The 16,597-nt window shown below is 61.1% G+C and carries 15 protein-coding genes and 3 pseudogenes; 9 read left to right on the top strand and 9 right to left on the bottom strand.

Annotation, left to right across the window (positions count from 1 at the left end; translation table 11 throughout):
* Positions 1-131 precede the first annotated feature (131 nt).
* The 3 genes from ACT6VE_RS29470 (at position 132) to ACT6VE_RS29460 (ending at position 2,325) form a co-directional block, all read left to right on the top strand.
* The gene (locus ACT6VE_RS29470) at positions 132-356 is read left to right on the top strand and encodes a winged helix-turn-helix transcriptional regulator (RefSeq protein ID WP_444801816.1); all 225 of its coding nucleotides are present in this window, start codon (positions 132-134) and stop codon (positions 354-356) included.
* 317 nt (positions 357-673) lie between these two features.
* Entirely contained in the window at positions 674-1,876 is a 1,203-nt protein-coding gene (locus tag ACT6VE_RS29465; protein ID WP_444801818.1) for a M14 family metallopeptidase, read from the top strand.
* A 167-nt stretch (positions 1,877-2,043) separates the two neighbouring features.
* Positions 2,044-2,325, top strand: coding sequence for a hypothetical protein (locus tag ACT6VE_RS29460; protein ID WP_444801815.1), 282 nt, complete (start codon positions 2,044-2,046; stop codon positions 2,323-2,325).
* Positions 2,326-2,855: 530 nt separating this feature from the next.
* Here the strand turns inward: ACT6VE_RS29460 and ACT6VE_RS29455 are convergent.
* From ACT6VE_RS29455 to ACT6VE_RS29430, 6 genes and pseudogenes are all read right to left on the bottom strand, one after another.
* A complete protein-coding gene (locus ACT6VE_RS29455; protein WP_444801814.1) occupies positions 2,856-3,071 on the bottom strand; it encodes an integrase core domain-containing protein in 216 nt (71 codons plus the stop codon).
* Positions 3,072-3,097: 26 nt separating this feature from the next.
* Positions 3,098-4,036 (bottom strand): SphA family protein, encoded by a 939-nt coding sequence (locus ACT6VE_RS29450; protein ID WP_444801813.1) that lies wholly within the window; start codon positions 4,034-4,036, stop codon positions 3,098-3,100.
* 23 nt (positions 4,037-4,059) lie between these two features.
* Positions 4,060-5,502 (bottom strand): DUF1254 domain-containing protein, encoded by a 1,443-nt coding sequence (locus tag ACT6VE_RS29445; protein ID WP_444801812.1) that lies wholly within the window; start codon positions 5,500-5,502, stop codon positions 4,060-4,062.
* Positions 5,499-5,888 carry a hypothetical protein gene (locus ACT6VE_RS29440; protein ID WP_444801811.1) on the bottom strand — a complete coding sequence of 130 codons (390 nt, stop codon included), beginning with the start codon at positions 5,886-5,888 and terminating at the stop codon, positions 5,499-5,501. Before ACT6VE_RS29440 ends, ACT6VE_RS29445 begins: the two co-directional genes overlap by 4 nt.
* A 139-nt stretch (positions 5,889-6,027) precedes the next feature.
* Positions 6,028-6,570: a DUF1214 domain-containing protein gene (locus ACT6VE_RS29435; RefSeq protein WP_444801817.1), complete on the bottom strand. Its 543-nt coding sequence runs from the start codon at positions 6,568-6,570 to the stop codon at positions 6,028-6,030.
* A 361-nt stretch (positions 6,571-6,931) separates the two neighbouring features.
* Positions 6,932-7,270: pseudogene (locus tag ACT6VE_RS29430) on the bottom strand (DUF1254 domain-containing protein); the annotation flags it as partial.
* A gap of 277 nt (positions 7,271-7,547) precedes the next feature.
* Here ACT6VE_RS29430 and ACT6VE_RS29425 point away from each other — a divergent pair.
* Together ACT6VE_RS29425 and ACT6VE_RS29420 are read left to right on the top strand one after the other, a co-directional pair.
* Positions 7,548-8,102 (top strand): annotated as a pseudogene (locus ACT6VE_RS29425) (IS481 family transposase); the annotation flags it as partial.
* Positions 8,093-8,467: pseudogene (locus ACT6VE_RS29420) on the top strand (ABC transporter permease subunit); the annotation flags it as partial. The pseudogenes ACT6VE_RS29425 and ACT6VE_RS29420, both read left to right, overlap by 10 nt.
* 83 nt (positions 8,468-8,550) lie before the next feature.
* On the opposite strand, the gene ACT6VE_RS29415 reads toward ACT6VE_RS29420, so the two are convergent.
* Positions 8,551-11,247 (bottom strand): ATP-binding protein, encoded by a 2,697-nt coding sequence (locus tag ACT6VE_RS29415; protein ID WP_444801810.1) that lies wholly within the window; start codon positions 11,245-11,247, stop codon positions 8,551-8,553.
* A gap of 204 nt (positions 11,248-11,451) precedes the next feature.
* On the opposite strand from ACT6VE_RS29415, the gene ACT6VE_RS29410 reads away from it, so the two are divergent.
* From ACT6VE_RS29410 to ACT6VE_RS29400, 3 genes are read left to right on the top strand one after another with little or no spacing between them, the layout of a single operon-like run.
* Complete coding sequence (locus ACT6VE_RS29410) at positions 11,452-11,826, top strand: COG4315 family predicted lipoprotein (protein ID WP_444801809.1); 375 nt, start codon at positions 11,452-11,454, stop codon at positions 11,824-11,826.
* The gene (locus tag ACT6VE_RS29405; protein ID WP_069060938.1) at positions 11,810-12,376 is read left to right on the top strand and encodes an RNA polymerase sigma factor; all 567 of its coding nucleotides are present in this window, start codon (positions 11,810-11,812) and stop codon (positions 12,374-12,376) included. Before ACT6VE_RS29410 ends, ACT6VE_RS29405 begins: the two co-directional genes overlap by 17 nt.
* Complete coding sequence (locus tag ACT6VE_RS29400) at positions 12,373-13,155, top strand: anti-sigma factor family protein (protein ID WP_444801808.1); 783 nt, start codon at positions 12,373-12,375, stop codon at positions 13,153-13,155. Before ACT6VE_RS29405 ends, ACT6VE_RS29400 begins: the two co-directional genes overlap by 4 nt.
* A gap of 21 nt (positions 13,156-13,176) precedes the next feature.
* Here ACT6VE_RS29400 and ACT6VE_RS29395 read toward each other — a convergent pair whose 3' ends face one another.
* Both ACT6VE_RS29395 and oiaX read right to left on the bottom strand, forming a co-directional pair.
* Complete coding sequence (locus ACT6VE_RS29395; protein ID WP_444801807.1) at positions 13,177-14,472, bottom strand: four-carbon acid sugar kinase family protein; 1,296 nt, start codon at positions 14,470-14,472, stop codon at positions 13,177-13,179.
* A 3-nt stretch (positions 14,473-14,475) separates the two neighbouring features.
* Positions 14,476-15,732: a 3-oxo-isoapionate-4-phosphate decarboxylase OiaX gene (gene oiaX, locus ACT6VE_RS29390; protein WP_444801806.1), complete on the bottom strand. Its 1,257-nt coding sequence runs from the start codon at positions 15,730-15,732 to the stop codon at positions 14,476-14,478.
* 148 nt (positions 15,733-15,880) lie between these two features.
* On the opposite strand from oiaX, the gene ACT6VE_RS29385 reads away from it, so the two are divergent.
* Complete coding sequence (locus tag ACT6VE_RS29385; RefSeq protein ID WP_444801805.1) at positions 15,881-16,597, top strand: transcriptional regulator NanR; 717 nt, start codon at positions 15,881-15,883, stop codon at positions 16,595-16,597.

Here is a 16,597-nt window from a genome sequence, read left to right as displayed (position 1 = left end):
CCATAAGAGAGTAAGTTTCCCGGGGAAATAAGACACCTGAAAGCGCTATTGTTTCCAGATGGAAACCAAACATACAGTCAGCAAAACCGCCCCCCCTGAACAACAGCAAAGATAGCGCTCTTGCGCGGGAGATGATCGATCGAATCGGAGACAAATGGACCTTGCTCATCATTACCGCTCTTGGCGAGAGTGAGCAGATGCGGTTTACGGAGTTGCGGGATGGAGTCGAGGGGATCAGCCAGAAGATGCTCACCAAGACCTTGCGTCAGTTGGAGCGTGACGGTTTGCTTAGCCGCAAAGTCTATCCCGTCGTACCGCCAAAGGTCGAGTATCGACTAACCCCCGCTCGGTCATAGCCTGCTGGCGTTGGTCAGCGGTATTTGTTCCTGGGTGAGTACACATCTGACCGAAATTGAAGATGCGAGGCGGAAGTTCGTTTCCTGAGCGTGAACGGCACGGAGGTTATCAGGCGTCGCGTTCCGCAAATATGCATCACGTCCCAGGCCTAGACTCAGTATCCATTTCCTTGGCGTGGACTGTACTCCTTGAAGCATTCGATGAATCATAGAGTGGGCGGTCTTGCATCCGTTCAAATCGACGAACCTGGTCCGATCGCCTGTATTTGGGGGCAGCAAACCCTCGGTGCGATTCAAATCAGCAAGGAACGACAATGATCGCGAATGAAAATGGCGAGGGTGTGGATCGCCGCGACTTCATGCTTGCATCGGCTGCAGCGATCGGCGCTGCGGCCGCGCTGATCGCGGGACCGGCACAGGCACAAACGGCCGACGCGCCCGCAAGCACAGAAACTGGTGCGAAGACGGGAACCGTCTATACAGGTGATGTCATCGGCGGGAAGAAGGTCATAAGTTCGCTCGACGTGAACGAGCTGGAGGCCGGGCAGAAGCAGCATTTGTATTTTCAGGGCGTGGAGACGCCCACCGGGCAGCACTGGTACGTGTCCGTGACGGTCGCCAGGGGCGCAAAGCCGGGCAAGCGTGTCGTTCTGACAAGCGGCGTGCATGGTGACGAGATGAGTTCCATCCATACCGTCCATACCGTGATGAACCAGCTCGATCCGGCGAAGATGTCCGGCACCGTGATGGCCGTCACCGACATATCCCGCCCGGCCCTGGAAAGCATGCAGCGCCGGTGGCCGAACCAGGGCAGAGGCATCGATCTGATCGACGGGAACCGGATATGGCCGGGAAATGAGAACGGCCCGACTGCACCAAGCCGCCATACCGGACTGCTGTTCAACCGACTGCTGCGACCGAATGCCGATGCCGCGATTGATTTCCATACCGGAACGACCGGATTCGAAGTCACTGCATTCAACATCGGCGAGGTAGACAGGCCCGAAGTCAAGGCAATGCTGGATCTCTATCCCGTCAGCCAGATCCTCAATATGCCGAAAGCCGCCTATCCCACCGTCCTGCACAATGCATTCATAGACGCGGGAATCCCGGCCATTGCACCAGAGATCGGCGCTGCGCGCGTCTTAAATCACGAGATGATCGCGCTGTTTGTGGAAGGCACGATGAACGTCCTCAAGCATTATGGGATCGTTGACGGACCGATGGGCCGCACAGCCAAAGGCATGGCTGTCTTTGTCGGCAATAGCGGATTCCCGGTGCTGGCCACCGCGGGTGGTATCGTCGAACATCTGGTCAAACTCAATGACAAGGTCGTGCCTGGACAAAAGGTGGCCATCCAGCGCAACAGCTTCGGCGAAGTCGTGGCGGAGTATACGACTGGAGTGGCCGGAGAGATATCAGGGCTGCGCAGCGATGCAATGTCCGAGCCCGGTAACCCCTTGGTATTTGTCCTTTTCAACAAGCCGACGCAAGACGGCGTTGAAACCTACCCCGAGTAGGTTATCCGCCCCAACGATGTCTTACGAGCGCAAACAACCTCGCTCGTCGGCTCTGGCGATGGCAGCACTTGTTGCCGTCGAGGAAGTGGCGGGTGTTATGCGAGAGATATGCAAGTTGGAGGACTATCATGTTGGGAAATCTGTCAGTCTTAACAATCGGCGCCCTGATGCTAGCAAGCTTCGAGGTTGCCGCATCTGACGTGTCGATCGGCGTGGGCAACCCCTATCCCGTCAGCGACTATACGTGCCAGGACGGCACGCGTCTGGCAGTGCGCCTCCTCGGTGACCGCGCTTCGGTATCCGTCGACGGCGCTACCGCGATCGACCTCCCCCTCATGGGGTCAGATGGCACGGCCTATTCGAACGGCCGGCACACACTGACCATTGTACAGGGGCAACTATCATGGGGCGTTGGCCGAGCCGTGCCGTCCGCATGCGCCGGCGGTTAAGTGCCTCGCGTCATGCGTGGATGCCCCCGTTCATGCATGCCGTTCCTCGAGCGGTTTTGAACGTGTGATCAGGCGCAGCCACGTATCAGGCTTGTTGTTGCGGCTCGAGTACGACCGCTGGCCGGTATGAAGCTACGCGGATCAGGTGCAAAATCAGCCCTACGAGCTCGTAGCTCACTGACCGGGATGCATTTCCAGACCCACTCTCACCGATCTTTATGCTTGCCGTTCGCTGACCTCCTCAGATCATCGAAATCACTGGTTTCGACGACCTGCCCAACGCGTTAACGCGCTTGAAGGACGGTCCAAATCCCGGCAATCGTATGGTGGCGCTATAGGTCCCATCCAAATTCTCCGAGGCTCGCCGATCCAGGTTCGCATGAATGCGATACAGCAAGTCGGCGAGCACCAGAAGCTCATCGGAGGTTCATGCAGACGGGGTATTGGTCTGCCCCCATTCGGTGATCCGGGTTTAATGTTAGTGCATGCTGGGTCTTGAAGTGCTTGGCTCAGGTGGTCCGACTGGAGCGTTAGCCTCCAGCGGGGACGAGACTGTTTTGGCCCATCGAAGTCATAGCACCGTCAGCATATTCTGCCGGTGACAAATAGCCAAGGGCCGCGTGAGGCCGGCTCTCATTGTAATCCCTTTGCCAAACCGCTGGAGCGAACTCAAGGCGGGATAGAATTTGGGGGAAGGTCGACTTCGATGCGCGGTAGAGCGCAGGCCGCCTCCGCCTGCTTAACACCTAAGGACAGAGGCCTCTCAGTTCGCTCAGAATTTTCCGCTGAGATTGAAGAAAATGGCGTCGCCCTTCATCCTGTTTTCTACAGCGACTTCGTGCGCCCAGCTCAGGCTCAAGTCGATTTCGTTGGCTTCGCTTATCTTGGCCTTGTATTTGATTAACGGGCCAACGGCGATCGAACGGCCCTTGAAGCCATCATCGCGGGCATTTGCAAAATCGCTGTCATCGTCTTCGAACTGATACAAGACGCCTGTTATCACGCCGATCTGCCAGTTCTCGGACACGCTTTTGGTAACGGCGAGGTCAAGGTGGGCCGTCGCGCCACTATAGTTATCCGTGTCAGGATTTCGAGTGTTGATATCAATCCCGAACTTTGCGGAAAAGTCTAATCCGTGCTCGGGCACAAGCTTGGTAATTCCAACGGAAGGCGTGAAGGTCCAGTAATTCAGTCCGATAAATGCGAGATCGCCAGCCTCGTACTCTCCCGTCGGGGCAGTGATAGTTAGGCCTGCCGAAAACCACAAATCGTTGGCGTCATTGTGCCAGCCGAGGATAACGGGAGAAAATGCAATGTCTCCAACACCAGCGACATCCTGGGCAAGATCGGCCGGACCAACGAGAGCCTCTGCTCGGGTGTAACCGAGTGGGAGAGCAGCCTGCATGGCATAAGTCCAGTTTCCGGGTAGATCCCAATCAGGGACGTAGATGCCAGCTAGAACCGTTGCGTAAATGTCCCCCTTTAGACCCACAGCGACAGAGGATTCGCCGAAGGGCGTACTTCCCGAGGCTTCCCCATGGTAATAGACGTTCGACAACGCCCAGTAGACGCCGGGCGTGGGAGGAACGATACCGGCACCTGGCATTGCATAGGCACCGGGCACATACCGACCCGCCGCCGCTTCCGCGGCTTCGGCAGCATCCGCTCCACCGAGTGCGATTGCAAAAATCAAGACTGCTCTAGCCTTCATACCATCCTGCCTTTCGTCTCGGACTAATTTGCCTCTTCAAAGTCAGCGGGCTTCCAGCTTCCATCGAATGCGGACGGCTGAGGACCATAGATGCGGAAATAGACAAACCAGCCTTTCCCGGGGATCGTTTTGATCCAGGGTGCGTCAAGGCCCGCGGGAGCTTCCGGGCCGAAATAAAGATCGGCGTGATCACCCTTCACACTGGCAAGCTCGAACAGCGAACGCAGCGCCGCCTTGCCCTGGTCCGTAGAAATCTGGCTGCGTGTTTCGGCATCGTACACGGTTACAGACCAGAAGAGGCGATCGGGGACCGGGAGAGGCACGCGGAGCCGATATGCTTTGGCGCCGTCGAGGTATTGACCATCCTTGTCGCGCAGCCCGAGCCAGTAGAGAGATCCCGCCGCAGGATCCCGGCGGAACATTGCCGGTGATGTCGCAATCGCCTGGTAGAACCATTTGTCAGCAGCTTCATTGTCGCGGTAGTCTGGTGTCTCGAAAGCATCGTTCTCGAAGCGCAACGACGCCCATTGCCACTGCCGGTCCGGCCATACGATGCGATCGGGCCGTTGGTCCGCCAGGGACTCGACCCGCAACTGCGCCGAGCCCATGGCTGCAGCCTTCTCCAATATCGCCTTCATCCTCTCGTCTGGCTTAAAGGGGCGGCCTTTGGCGATGCCAAGAGCGGCAAGATCACCGTATTCCGTACTAAAGCCAGCTAGGGGCGGCTCCGCTTCAACGATCTCGTGAAGTGCTTCCCAAAAGCCGAGCGTGGTCTCGAACGTCGTCGGCGTCTGGTTCTGCGCAATGGACGTTTGATCCATCCACGTCGGTGGCTTCCAATCGGCACGCTGCTCGAGTGGGAAGACCTTGATCGTCTTCAGCTTGTTGATCGCTCCCGCGACGTCCCCTTTATCTGGTATCGCGCGCATTCCGGCGATTACCTTGAAGGAACTGGCATGTCCGACGAAGTAGCCATCGGGAACCGTTCCGGAGTAGCCAGGCGGAAGGAGCAGATGCTTGCCCCCCTTCCCGGCGTCAGGCCCCGGCACGCCCATGTCCATGATCCAGCGCTGGTTGATATCAAGGGCTGCCCCGAGCAGTGGACCCGGCGGTATCTCGATGACGAGCGGGCCATCATGCAGGTCGAGGAGCATGCCGCCGTAAGGCGTGTCTGAGTTCAGAGTGAATCCGACCTGGCGCGGCTGCGTGTCCATGTAACCGAACACCTTGTTCGGGGTCGCCCCGATCCGAACCATCTCCTTGAATATCGCCGCGCTCGAAACCGTAGGATAGAAAAACCTGTAGGCGGAAACGGCGCGATTGAGGTCGAGTTCGTTATGGACTTTCGCGACCGTCTCCGACGTGGGGTATCCACCCTTGAATATGTAATCCTGTGCCAGCGCGGGCACTGAAATGCCGGCCCCTGCCAAAAGCAGAAGGCCGAAAAGCGTCGACGGTCGCATCATGCTGCTCCTTCTTGGCTGATCGTAGTGGCAATGCGCAGGAGCCGATCGACGGCAACGAACTCAATGATGGCGCCGGCAAGGAAGACGGCGATGAAAGCACCCTGGCCGAGAAGCCAGACGTTCTTGGCGGTCACGACCGGAGCATAATAGTAGCCAGGCCAGATGCCGTCGAAAACGAAGTAACCGGGATAGCCGACGAGGAAGACGCCCAGCAATCCACCGACGCAGAGTCTCAGGGCTAGGCCGCCCGGCCGGGCCCTGCGCGCGCCAGATCGTGCAGCGATCATCCCGATGGCGCCGAGTGCCACCATTCCCAGGCCGCCTGCCTGAACCGCGGCAACCGAAAGCGTCCAGGGGCAGGCCCACCACAACGTTATGTTCTGCATGAACAATTCGCCGGTCGGCCAGCGGGCACCGACACAGTAGTGGGCAAGGATTCCGAAAGTCAGGAAGATGCCGAAAAGAAAAAGCCTGAGACCCCACTCTGCGAATCGAACGCCAACCGCCATTGCCGTCTCCCTCCGCTCACTCGACCTTCACGACGTCGGGCAATATCCAGGTCTTCTCGAAGAAGGCCGGCGTCGGACCGTAGACGCGGAACATCAGCTCGAAGCCGCGGGCGGGGTCGGTTGGCACCCAGTTCGCCTCCTTGCCAGAAGGGGCCTTTGATCCGAAATAGACGTCGATGGAACCGTCGGCGTTTTTTTCGACCTCGGTGCTGTTGGCGGCAACGCTCGCCTTGTCCACGTTTTTGATCAGCGCATGGATGTGGCGATCGTAGGCCGTCACCGACCAGTATTGCTTGACGGGTGCGCCCGCCGGCACGTTCAGCCGATAGGTCTTCCCGCCCTCGAAGCCGTTCCCGTCCCCGTCGCGGATCGAGATCAGATAGAACTGCGCTGTGCCCGGCCGTTTGATCGATATGTACCCGTAAGTATAGAGCAGAGCCCTGGCATCGAGCGGATACGCGTTGCGGTCGGCATAGCCCGGAACCCTGACCTTCAATCGCCTCCTGAAGGGTCGGGTAGGTCCAGTGGCTATCGGGATAGAAGGGCGGAAACCCCGCATCATATCGCGCCGACAGCAGTTCGCCCACCTCCCCGGCAGCAGCGTCCAAAATCTTCCTTGTTGCGTCATCCGGCTTGAAAGGCTTGCCTTTCTCGATGCCGATGGCTCGCAATGGATCGATCATCGCCCGGTCGCGTTCGATCCAGGGCTCACGCTCCAGTACGCGGGCCAAGCTGTCGTATAAGCTAGCGTCATAGCGGATGGTGCTGTCGTATATGATGTCCTTGGCGTCAGTGAAGACGGTTTCCGGCGGGTTCGACGCTTGCGACAGCGGATAGACGTTCAATCGTTTGCCGTAGGCGATTGAAGCGGCGACGTCCTTATCTGAATGACTTTTCATGTTCGAACGCAGCAGCGCATACCCCGTCGACGTGTCGGATTTCAGGACCGCATAGCCGGTGGGAATCTTCCCGTCGTAGCCGGGCGGCACGAAGACAAATTTCCCGCCAGCGCCCTTGTCGATGCCAAGCACGCCGACATCCTCCAGCGCCGTCTGCCATACGGTCATGGTGTTGCCGGTAAGGGATCCACTCTCATCGGCAGGTGGAATGTCGAGAACGATCGGCCCGACATCACGCGTGTCGAAAAAGACCATGAAGTAAATCACGTCAGGGTTCGGTGTCAGCGTCTGGTTGCGATAGTCGAGCGGACGGCCCCAGTAGATAACCTCGTTGACTTTACCCGTGGTTTTGTTGAGCATTTCCTGCAACATGAGGTCGGTATTGACCGCCGGCATGCCCCAAATAGCAGCCTCCACTGCTCGCCGCTCGATGGCTCTCTGGTGAAGTTCGCTCGGGGAAAGCGCAACGCTGCTCGTGGCTGAGAACACCAACAGCAAGGGGACCACGATCAAGAGCCTTAGCATCATCATCTCCACAACCGTTGTTGAGGAGGGTAGTACGAACCCAATGGGGAGGGAAGCACGTTACAGTAACAGGGGCGTAAACTGGTGTTTGATCCCTTGCTTTGATGGTGCAATGTTCTCCATTGAATGGAGGGAAGCGCTATGGGGGCAGGTTCTTCACGGCAGCGCCACGACGACAGAGGCAGTCCGTCGAGCGAGACAACATAGTCAAGAGAGCCTGAGAGCGCTGGCCAAGCGCTACGGCATCGATCAGAAGACGGTTGCCAAGTGGAAGAAGCGAACCTCTGTCGCCGATCTGCCGACCGCTCCAAGCGAACCGAAGTCTACGGTCCTGTCCGATGACGACGAGGCGATTATCATCGCCTTGCGCCGACATACCCTTCTGCCACTGGACGATTGTCTCTACAGCTTGCAAGCGACGATCCCGCACCTGACGCAATCGTCATTGCACCGCTGCTTTCAGCGCCACGCCATCTCACGGCCGCCGGATGTCGAGGGCGACAAGCCTGCCAAGAAAGCGTTCAAGGCCTATCCGATCGGCTTCTTCCACATTGATATCGCCGAAGTGCAGACGGGGGAAGGCAAACTATATCTGTACGTTGGTATCGACCGCACCTCGAAGTTCGCCTTCGCGGAACGCGTCGACAAGGCCAACACGGCGACGGCGAGGCGACGGCGGGCCTCATGGGGCTCAAGGTCGAGCGCACGCTCGCCGCCGTCTATCTCGCCTCCGGCACGCTCGCCGGCCTTGCGGGTGTCATCCTCGCCTCGCAGTTCGGCGTCGGCTGGGAACTCTTCGCCATCGCCTCGGTGGTGGTGGGCGGCACGCTGCTGACCGGCGGCTCAGGCTCGGTCGGCGCCACACTTGCCGGCGCGCTGCTACTCGCCATGGTCTTCAACATCCTGAACTTCGAAAACGGCCTCGGCTGGATCTCGCTCTCCGCCTACTGGCAGTCCGTCATCCGCGGCGCCTTCCTGCTCGTCGTGGTCGTGCTGCAGGCCAAGCTGATGACACGGCATCGGAGCACCTGAAAACCGAAACGCGCCCGCAAGGAGGCGGACGCGCTGGAGTAGGCGATTTCATTGGTGCATCGCGGATACCGCGACGCCGGCCCTCACTGGCTTACCTTCTCGGGCTTCGCCTTGTCACCGGCGGGCATACGCACAACGATGCGGGTTCCCCGCTTCTTGACTGCCGGACTTTCGGCATGAATTTTACCGCCCATCGCGTCGATGAAACCGCGAGCGATGGAAAGACCAAGGCCGGTGCCCGACGAGCGTCCATCCGGCTTGCCGCGGCGATAGAACTTTTCAAAGACGCGATCGATTTCCGCCGGGGGAATGCCCTTGCCGAGATCGGTAACCGAAATGATTACCTCCTGCCCGTCGCACCGGGCATAGACGTTGACCGGCTCGTCGCCACCGTACTTCACTGCATTGTCGAGCAGGTTGAACAGCGCCTGGCCGAGCAGCACGCTGTCGCCTTCGATGAACGGCAAATCGGTCGCGATGCCCGCCTCGATCAGCCTGTCCGGAAAATATTTACGCGCCCGCTCGACAGCCGACTGTACGGCTTCGGTGACATCGATCCGATCCCGCTTCGGCTTCAGCGTGCCGGCGGCAATGCGGGTCATGTCGAGCAGGTTGGCGACGAACTGGCTCATCCGGTTCGCCTCTTCCTCGATCGATCGAAGGAGGCCGTCGCGGCGCTCGGGACTGACCTCTCCGCCCGCCTGGCGCAGGCTGCCGGCGGCATCGACGATGGTGGCAAGCGGCGTCCGCAAGTCATGCGAGACGGAGGACAACAGGGCATCGCGGTAGCGTTCGCCCTCCTGCCTTGCCGCCTGCGCAACGCTGTCTTCGGAAAGCCGCGCGCGATCGAGTGCGATCGCCGTCTGGTCGAGGATCGCCGACAGCGCGCGTTCGGCGTTGATATCGAGACGGTCGTCCGTCTGCTGGATCCCGCAGACGCCGACCAGGCCATGAGGGCCCATCAGCGGGCGGAACTCGAAGCGGCTGTTCGGAAGGGTGCTGGTACCGGAACCGGCAATCTCCTGCTTGTCGCGCGTCCAGCGCGCGGCGGTGAAGTCGGTCACGTCCAGTTCCGTGTCGGGCGGCCAGACGGCGGCCACCGTCAGATTGCTTCCCTCCGGCAGCAGCAGAACGATGTTGCGCTTCAGGCTCGCCTGAAGATGGGAGACCGCGACCCAGATGGCATCGTCGGCCTTCGCCGTCGTCGAGAGCTTTCGCGAGAAATCGTAGAGCGATTGCAATGCCGTCGCACGCACGCGGGCAACCTCTGCCTGCTCCTTGATGCGGGAGGCGAAACCACCGGCAATGATCGCGACCGACAGGAAGACGACAAGCGCAAAAACCTCATGCGGCGCGGTGATCGTGAAGGTGTGCAGCGGGTCGATGAACAGGAAGTTATAGGCGAGCGCCGACAGGATGGCAGCGATGAAAGCAGACATGTAGCCGCCCAATACCGCCGAGCCGAGAACGGCGAGCAGGAAGAGCAGCGAGATGTTCGGCAAGTCGGCGGCGAGGTGGACCAACTTGCCCGCCAGCGCCGTGACGGCAACGAGACCTGTCGCAATCAATGCGGCTTGGCGCAACGATGCGACGCCGGGCATGGCAGGGCGCGCTTGCACCGGAGGTTTTTCGTTTTTCTCCGGCGTGACGAAATAGACCCCGAGACCGGCTGCCCGGTGCGATAGCGCATCCGGCAGCGACCGGGAAAAAAACCGCGTCCAGCTGCGGTTGCGCTTGGCGCCGATGACGATCTGCGTGGCATGCTCGCGCCGGGCCAGCTTGAGGATTTCTGCGACAAAGTCGTTGCCGACCACCCGGCGCGTTTCGGCACCAAGCTGCTCGGCGAGACGAAACAGCGCTTCGATGCGCTGCAGGTGCTCCTTCGTCTCCACATCGCGGTCCGCCCGGTCGATGGATACGACGAGCCAGGGTGCATTGAGGCCGGAGGCAAGGCGGCTTGCGACCCGCACGACCTTTTCCGAAAGATCGTCCGGCCCGACGCAGACGAGCAGTCGCTCGCCGGTCGCCCAGGGGCCTTCGATTGCGTGCTGCTTCAGGTAGTCGACCACCTGCTCGTCGACCCGGTCCGCCGTGCGCCGCAGCGCCAGTTCGCGAAGCGCCGTCAGGTTTCCGAGCCGGAAGAAGCGGTCTATGGCGCGGCTGGCGCTTTCAGGCAGATAGACCTTGCCTTCCTTCAGCCGCTCGATGAGTTCTGTCGGCGGCAGGTCGACCAGCACGACCTCGTCGGCCTTCTTCAGGACAACGTCCGGCACGCGTTCGCGCACCGTCACCCCGGTAATCTGCGCAACGAGATCGGCCAGGCTTTCGAGATGCTGGATATTGACGGCCGTCCAGACGTCGATGCCGGCGGCGATCAGTTCCTCGATGTCCTGGTGGCGCTTCGGATGCCGGCTGCCTTCCGGGTTGGAATGGGCAAGTTCGTCGACAAGCACGATGCGCGGCCGCCGGGCCAGCGCACCGTCGAGATCGAACTCCTCAAGCGTCCGGCCACGATAGGGGATGGACGCGCGGGGCAGGACCTCCAGGCCGTTGAGAAGGGCGGCGGTTTCGCTGCGTCCATGGGTTTCGACCAGCCCGACGACGATATCCGCACCTTCGGCCTTCAATCGCCCGGCCCGGGACAGCATGGCATAGGTCTTGCCGACGCCGGGCGCCGCCCCCAGAAAAACGGTCAGCTTGCCCCGGCGATCCTTGTCCGCCAATGCAAGCAACGCATCGGGATCCGCCCTGCGGCGTTCGTCGCGATCCTCTTCCGCCATTCTTCCTCTCGAATTCCCAGATGCGCATAGCGCGGATAAGCTCTAGCACGTTCACGCTCGCTTCGCCGAGCCGGAACCGACATCGGCGAAAAGAGCTTTATTGGCTGTTGCCATTTTTTTGAAGCGGGGGCGGAATAATTTCATGGGCTTCGGTGTCTTGGCATGGGCGGCTGGAAAAAGCCGTCGTAACGACAGGAGACGACCATGAAGTTTCTCATCCTCGTGCCGCTCGCCATTGCCGTCCTGGCAGGCACGGCCTTCGCCGCCGAACCGTTCACGACCGTCAAGACCGACAAGGGCGAGGTGCTTGCCGGCGAGAAGGGCATGACCCTCTACACCTTCAAGAAGGACAAGGCCGGCACCTCCAACTGCTACGACAAATGCGCCACGAACTGGCCGCCGGCGATCGCCGCTTCCGATGCGAAGGCAGAGGGTGCATATTCCCTCGTCACCCGCAAGGACGGGGCGAAACAATGGGCCAAGGACGGCATGCCGCTCTACTACTGGATCAAGGACACCAAGGAAGGCGATACGACCGGCGATGGCGTGAACGACGTCTGGAATGTCGCGAAGCCCTGACCCGCACGGCTCGGGCGAGGGCGGCGGACGGGAAGGCCCCGCCTCCCCGCCTCTGTCCTTCGACGCCGAAATTCTGGCGCTCCTGCCGCAGCTCCGGCGTTATTCGCGCAGCCTGACCCGTTCGGATGCCGATAGCGAGGACCTGTTGCAGGACTGCGTCGAGAAGGCGCTCACCCACAGGGCGCAATGGCGCGGCGCGAATATCCGTTCCTGGGCCTATCGGATCATGACCAATCTGCATCTCAACACCCGCCGCGCCCTCGCGCGGCGCCCCTCCGTCGGTATAGAGGCTGCGGAAACCACCGCGGCCCCCATTGCCGTATCGGATCCGCTGGAGCGCAACCGGCTCGTCCAGGCCCTCGAAATCCTGCCGAAGGAGGCACGCGCCGTGCTGATGCTGGTCGCTGTGGAAGGCCATTCCTATCAGGAGGTCGCCGACATCATGGACGTTCCCATCGGCACCGTCATGTCGCGCCTGTCGCGCGCCCGCCAGATGCTGCGCCAGCAGCTGCAGGAGGAAAACGTCATTCACCTGCGGAGCCCCCGATGAGCGAGAGCCGACCCGTTTCCGAAGCGGACCTGCACGCCTATGCCGACGGCTTCCTCGATGAGGCCGATCGCAAGCGCGTGGAAGACCATCTCACAGACAACCCCGAGGCGGCGCGCGTGATGGCCGACTGGCAGGCCCAGAACGAAGGCCTGAAGAACGCCTTCGCCCCCTATTCGGTTTCCCGCCCCTCGGATGTCGAGTTGATCGCCGGCCCGTCGACAACAGCGAAATCTGCCATGCCGCGCCGGCTTGCCATGGCAGCGGCAGCGGCGCTCATCTTCATGCTCGGTGGTCTTACCGGCCATTTCGCGCCGATGGTCTTCGACAAGGCGCCGGCGCTGACGGCCATGGACGCGCTACCGCACGAGGCGCGCAATGCCTATCTGATCTATGCAAGCGAGGTCCGCCATCCGGTCGAGGTTTTTGCCGACCAGGAGGCGCATCTGGCCAAATGGCTTGGAAAACGCCTCGATATCACCGACCTTAAGGTGCCGAACCTGCAATCGGTCGGCTTCAAGCTGGTCGGTGGCCGCCTTCTGCCGGTCGCAGACAAGCCGGGCGCGATGTTCATGTTTGAAAACGACGTCGGGCGCCGGGTCACGGTCCTCGTTGGCCGCAACGGGGAGAACCGGACGACGAGTTTCCGCTTCGCCTCCACGGGCGGCGTCGAGACCTTCTACTGGATCGATGGCGATCTCGGCTACGCGGTGACCGGCGATATTCCGCGCACGCTTCTCCAACAGATCGCCGAAGAATGTTACCGGCAGTTTCCGACATAGGAGTTGCCCGATCGGGCCAGATCAGGAACGTCCGGCCCGGATCATTGAAAAATAGTCGTCTCCGCCGACCTGGCCGCCTTTCAGCGCAATCTGCAAACCATCCAGCGCACCGCCATGGGCGATGCAGAGCGGCGAGCCCGGTGTCTGCGGCAGAGGCATTTTCAACGTCAGCGCCGCAACGCCCATCTCGCCCAGCGCATGGCTGGACGTGTCCCCCCCTGCCACCACGGCGCGGGAAAGGCCGGCGCGCGCAACAAGTTCGCGCTGGATACGGCCAAGCGCCCGGCCCAGGCGGTGGCGAGCGGATATGTCGAGTTCACCGCCGCGATCCGCCGAGGGGCCGAGCGCCGTATACAGCAGGACGCTCCGTCCGCTCCCCAGCACCTTGAGACCATCCTCGACCGCCGCGTCCATCGCCGCCGCGCCGCTGTCACCGGACAGCAGGACTGGATCGAGCGTCACGCCGCCAAAGCCATCGGCGAGCGCGTGACGGATCTGCCGTTCCGTCGTGGGTGAAACGCTGCCCGAGACGACGGCGATGCGATCGACCGCACCGGCCTCGGCAAAAACCGGTTTTTCGCCGATCAGCCCCTCGGCCCGCCATGCCGGGATCAGCGCATATTCCACACCGGACGAGCCACAGACGAAGCGGCTTTTCTGGCGCAAATCGTTCCACAGCAGAGCGCCGGCAGCGGCCTGCGTCGCCGCGTCGAGCACGTCGATCAGCAGAATATCGGCCGCCTCGGGTTCGGGCCGACCGGACAGGGCGACCATGTCGATAAGCGCAGACGACAGGTTCGTCTGACGCGCAAGATGCATCAGCAGATTGGCCTCATCCATCGGCGTAACGGGATGGCGGGACATGACAGGATGACGGTCGATCCTGTAGGTGCGCCCCTGGTAGGCGGCAAAGAGGTCTCCGAACGCCGTGTAGCGACGAATCTGCGGTGCACCGACGATGAGCGGCACGGTCGCCTCGCCACAGACCGTCCGCCCGATCTCAATGGCGCGACCAATATTGCCGATATGCGGCGCGGAATCGAAGGTGGAGCAGACCTTGTAATGGCAAAGCTCGGCATCAAGCGCCTTCAGCCAGCCGAAAGCCGCGCGGAGATGTTCGTCCATCCATTCCGGCGTCTCGCTGCGGCTGGTGCCGGCAAGACCGAAGGCGCGCGCATCGGAGAACCGCGACAAGAGCGCTTCGTCGGGCACATTCAGGAACAGCACGGTTTCCACGCCATTCGAGGCGAGCGCCTCCATGACGTCTGTCGAGCCGGTGAAATCGTCGCCGTAATAGCTGATCAGGGGGCGTGCCATGGCTCAGGCCGCCTTGCCATCGGCGAACTTGTCGATGGATTGCGCAAGTTCGGCATGGTCCTTCGCATAGGTCTCGAGCGGGATGCCCGCAACCGCCGCCTCCCAGGCCTGCCTGACCGCCTTCACGCCGGCCCCCGGTCCCGCAGGATGGCTGACAATGCCGCCGCCGCAGAGATAGAGCAGGTCGGTCGAGCCGCCCGTCGCTGCAATCGTATCGGGCGCCTGCCCGCCCCACTGGCCGGAACCGATCACCGGCAGCGCGACGTCGCCTTCAAAAAAGAGCGGCGTGGTAACCGCCTTGTAAGAGCGCACGAAGCTCTCGTCCGGCTCCCAGTATTTCACGCGGATGCCATTAATCTGGAACTGGTCAACGCCAAGCAAGCGCCAGAACTGCTGCCAGACGGAGAATTCGAAACCGAAGCCGGCATGACGCGTTAAGACATCCCAGCCGTTGCGATGGGCATGCAGTACAAGGCTGGAGCGCTTGCGCAGAAAGGCGATGCCACCGAAACCAATCGAGTTGATGTTGACGACGGCGCAATTACCGCCTGCCGCCGCCACGAGGTCATGGTTGCGCATCATTTCGTCCGGGTCGGCATGGCTGATGCCGAAGGCGTACATGACCTTCTTGCCGGTCTTCTGCTCGTGATCGAGGATTTTCGGCATGATCGCCGCCACCCGGTCCTTGAGCGGCGAATAGGCCGGGCTCATCAATTTTTCGTCGTCCTTGATGAAATCGACGCCCGCTTCGATCAGTTCGCCGACCATCTCCGCCGTCTCATGCGGCCTGAGACCAAGCGCCGGCTTGACGATGGTGCCGATGATCGGACGGTCCTTCACGCCTGTCAGCGCAAAGCTGCCCGGCACGCCGAACTGCGGACCCAGATGGGCGGCGGCAAATTCCTGCGGCAGCTTCATGTCGACGATGCGGATGCCCGTCATACCCTTGATGGAGAAGACGCCGCCGATCGCAATGGTCATCAGCGCGGAAAGATCGGTTCCGACGGCATCCATCGGGAATTCGATATCGACGTCCGCCCGATTGAACAGCGTCGCACCGCCCGCCTCCTGCGGAAACGAGGCACGATCGGTCGGCGGCAGCGGGCGGATCGCGACGACACGCGCCGCCACCCGTGCCTTCAACTCTTCCGTCTCACCCGGCAAGGCCACGAAGGTGCCGGTCGACTGGTCGCTGGCGATCTTCGTCGCCATCGCTTCCACGGAACCGGGGGTCTCTATCCGATAGGTCAGACGGATCACGGTTTTTCCTCCCGAGCGCAGGCGCGTGCTTGTTTGTCTTCGTCAACTGGTATAATGAGTATTTATGTTATTGCAAGCCGATTGCCGCAAAAGCTGTTGCGGCGAACCAACTTGGTGCATATTCCAACCTGTCGAAATCAGGTGATCCATGAACGTCGTTTCCGAACCGATCGTCCGCAAAAAACTCTCCGACGAAGTCTTCGCACGGCTGAAGCACATGATCGAAACCGGCGAACTGAAGGCGGGCGACGACATGCCCTCCGAACGTGAACTCATGGAGCGCTACGGCGTCGGCCGCCCGGCGATCCGCGAGGCGATGCAGGCGCTTGCCGGAAAGGGCCTTGTCGAGATTTCGCAGGGCGAGCGCGCCAAGGTGCTGCGCATCACCGCCGAATCCATCTTCCGGCAGGTCGATCTGCCAGCCAAGATGATGCTCTCCGGCTCTTCCGACTCGCTGGAGCACCTGAAGAGCGCCCGTATCTTCTTCGAACGCGGCATGATCCGGGAAGCGGCCGCCAAGGCGACCCCGGACCATATCGCGCAACTCAATGCCCTCCTCGACAAGCAGAAGCAGAGCCTCGGCGATGCGGACGCCTTCATCGAAGCCGACATGGAGTTCCACCAGTACATCGCGCAGATTTCCGGAAATCCGATCTTCGCCGCGGTCAGTGGTGCAATGCTGGGCTGGCTGAAGTCCTATCATACCGAAATGCTCATCTGGACGGGCCGCGAAAACTTTACGCTCGCCGAACACGCGGAAATCATCCGCACGATCGAGAAGGGCAATGCCGACCTCGCGGAAAAGGCGATGATCAAACATCTCGAACGCTCCCGTGCGCTCTATGCCCTCAAGGATCGGACGTAG

Source organism: Shinella sp., assembly GCF_052438155.1.
GTDB lineage: Bacteria > Pseudomonadota > Alphaproteobacteria > Rhizobiales > Rhizobiaceae > Shinella.
Note: the sequence above shows the minus strand (reverse complement) of the source record. Positions and strands in the feature narration are given on the sequence as shown.

Bases quoted from the DNA above. Each gene is read 5' to 3' on its own strand.
- ACT6VE_RS29460 (WP_444801815.1), top strand. From the start codon at position 2,044: ATGCTAGCAAGCTTCGAGGTTGCCGCATCTGACGTGTCGATCGGCGTG.
- ACT6VE_RS29450 (WP_444801813.1), bottom strand. From the start codon at position 4,036: ATGAAGGCTAGAGCAGTCTTGATTTTTGCAATCGCACTCGGTGGAGCG.
- ACT6VE_RS29405 (WP_069060938.1), top strand. From the start codon at position 11,810: ATGTCGCGAAGCCCTGACCCGCACGGCTCGGGCGAGGGCGGCGGACGG.
- ACT6VE_RS29400 (WP_444801808.1), top strand. From the start codon at position 12,373: ATGAGCGAGAGCCGACCCGTTTCCGAAGCGGACCTGCACGCCTATGCC.
- ACT6VE_RS29435 (WP_444801817.1), bottom strand. From the start codon at position 6,570: ATGCGGGGTTTCCGCCCTTCTATCCCGATAGCCACTGGACCTACCCGA.
- ACT6VE_RS29410 (WP_444801809.1), top strand. From the start codon at position 11,452: ATGAAGTTTCTCATCCTCGTGCCGCTCGCCATTGCCGTCCTGGCAGGC.
- ACT6VE_RS29385 (WP_444801805.1), top strand. From the start codon at position 15,881: ATGAACGTCGTTTCCGAACCGATCGTCCGCAAAAAACTCTCCGACGAA.
- ACT6VE_RS29470 (WP_444801816.1), top strand. From the start codon at position 132: ATGATCGATCGAATCGGAGACAAATGGACCTTGCTCATCATTACCGCT.
- ACT6VE_RS29445 (WP_444801812.1), bottom strand. From the start codon at position 5,502: ATGATGCGACCGTCGACGCTTTTCGGCCTTCTGCTTTTGGCAGGGGCC.
- ACT6VE_RS29415 (WP_444801810.1), bottom strand. From the start codon at position 11,247: ATGGCGGAAGAGGATCGCGACGAACGCCGCAGGGCGGATCCCGATGCG.
- ACT6VE_RS29395 (WP_444801807.1), bottom strand. From the start codon at position 14,472: ATGGCACGCCCCCTGATCAGCTATTACGGCGACGATTTCACCGGCTCG.
- ACT6VE_RS29440 (WP_444801811.1), bottom strand. From the start codon at position 5,888: ATGCAGAACATAACGTTGTGGTGGGCCTGCCCCTGGACGCTTTCGGTT.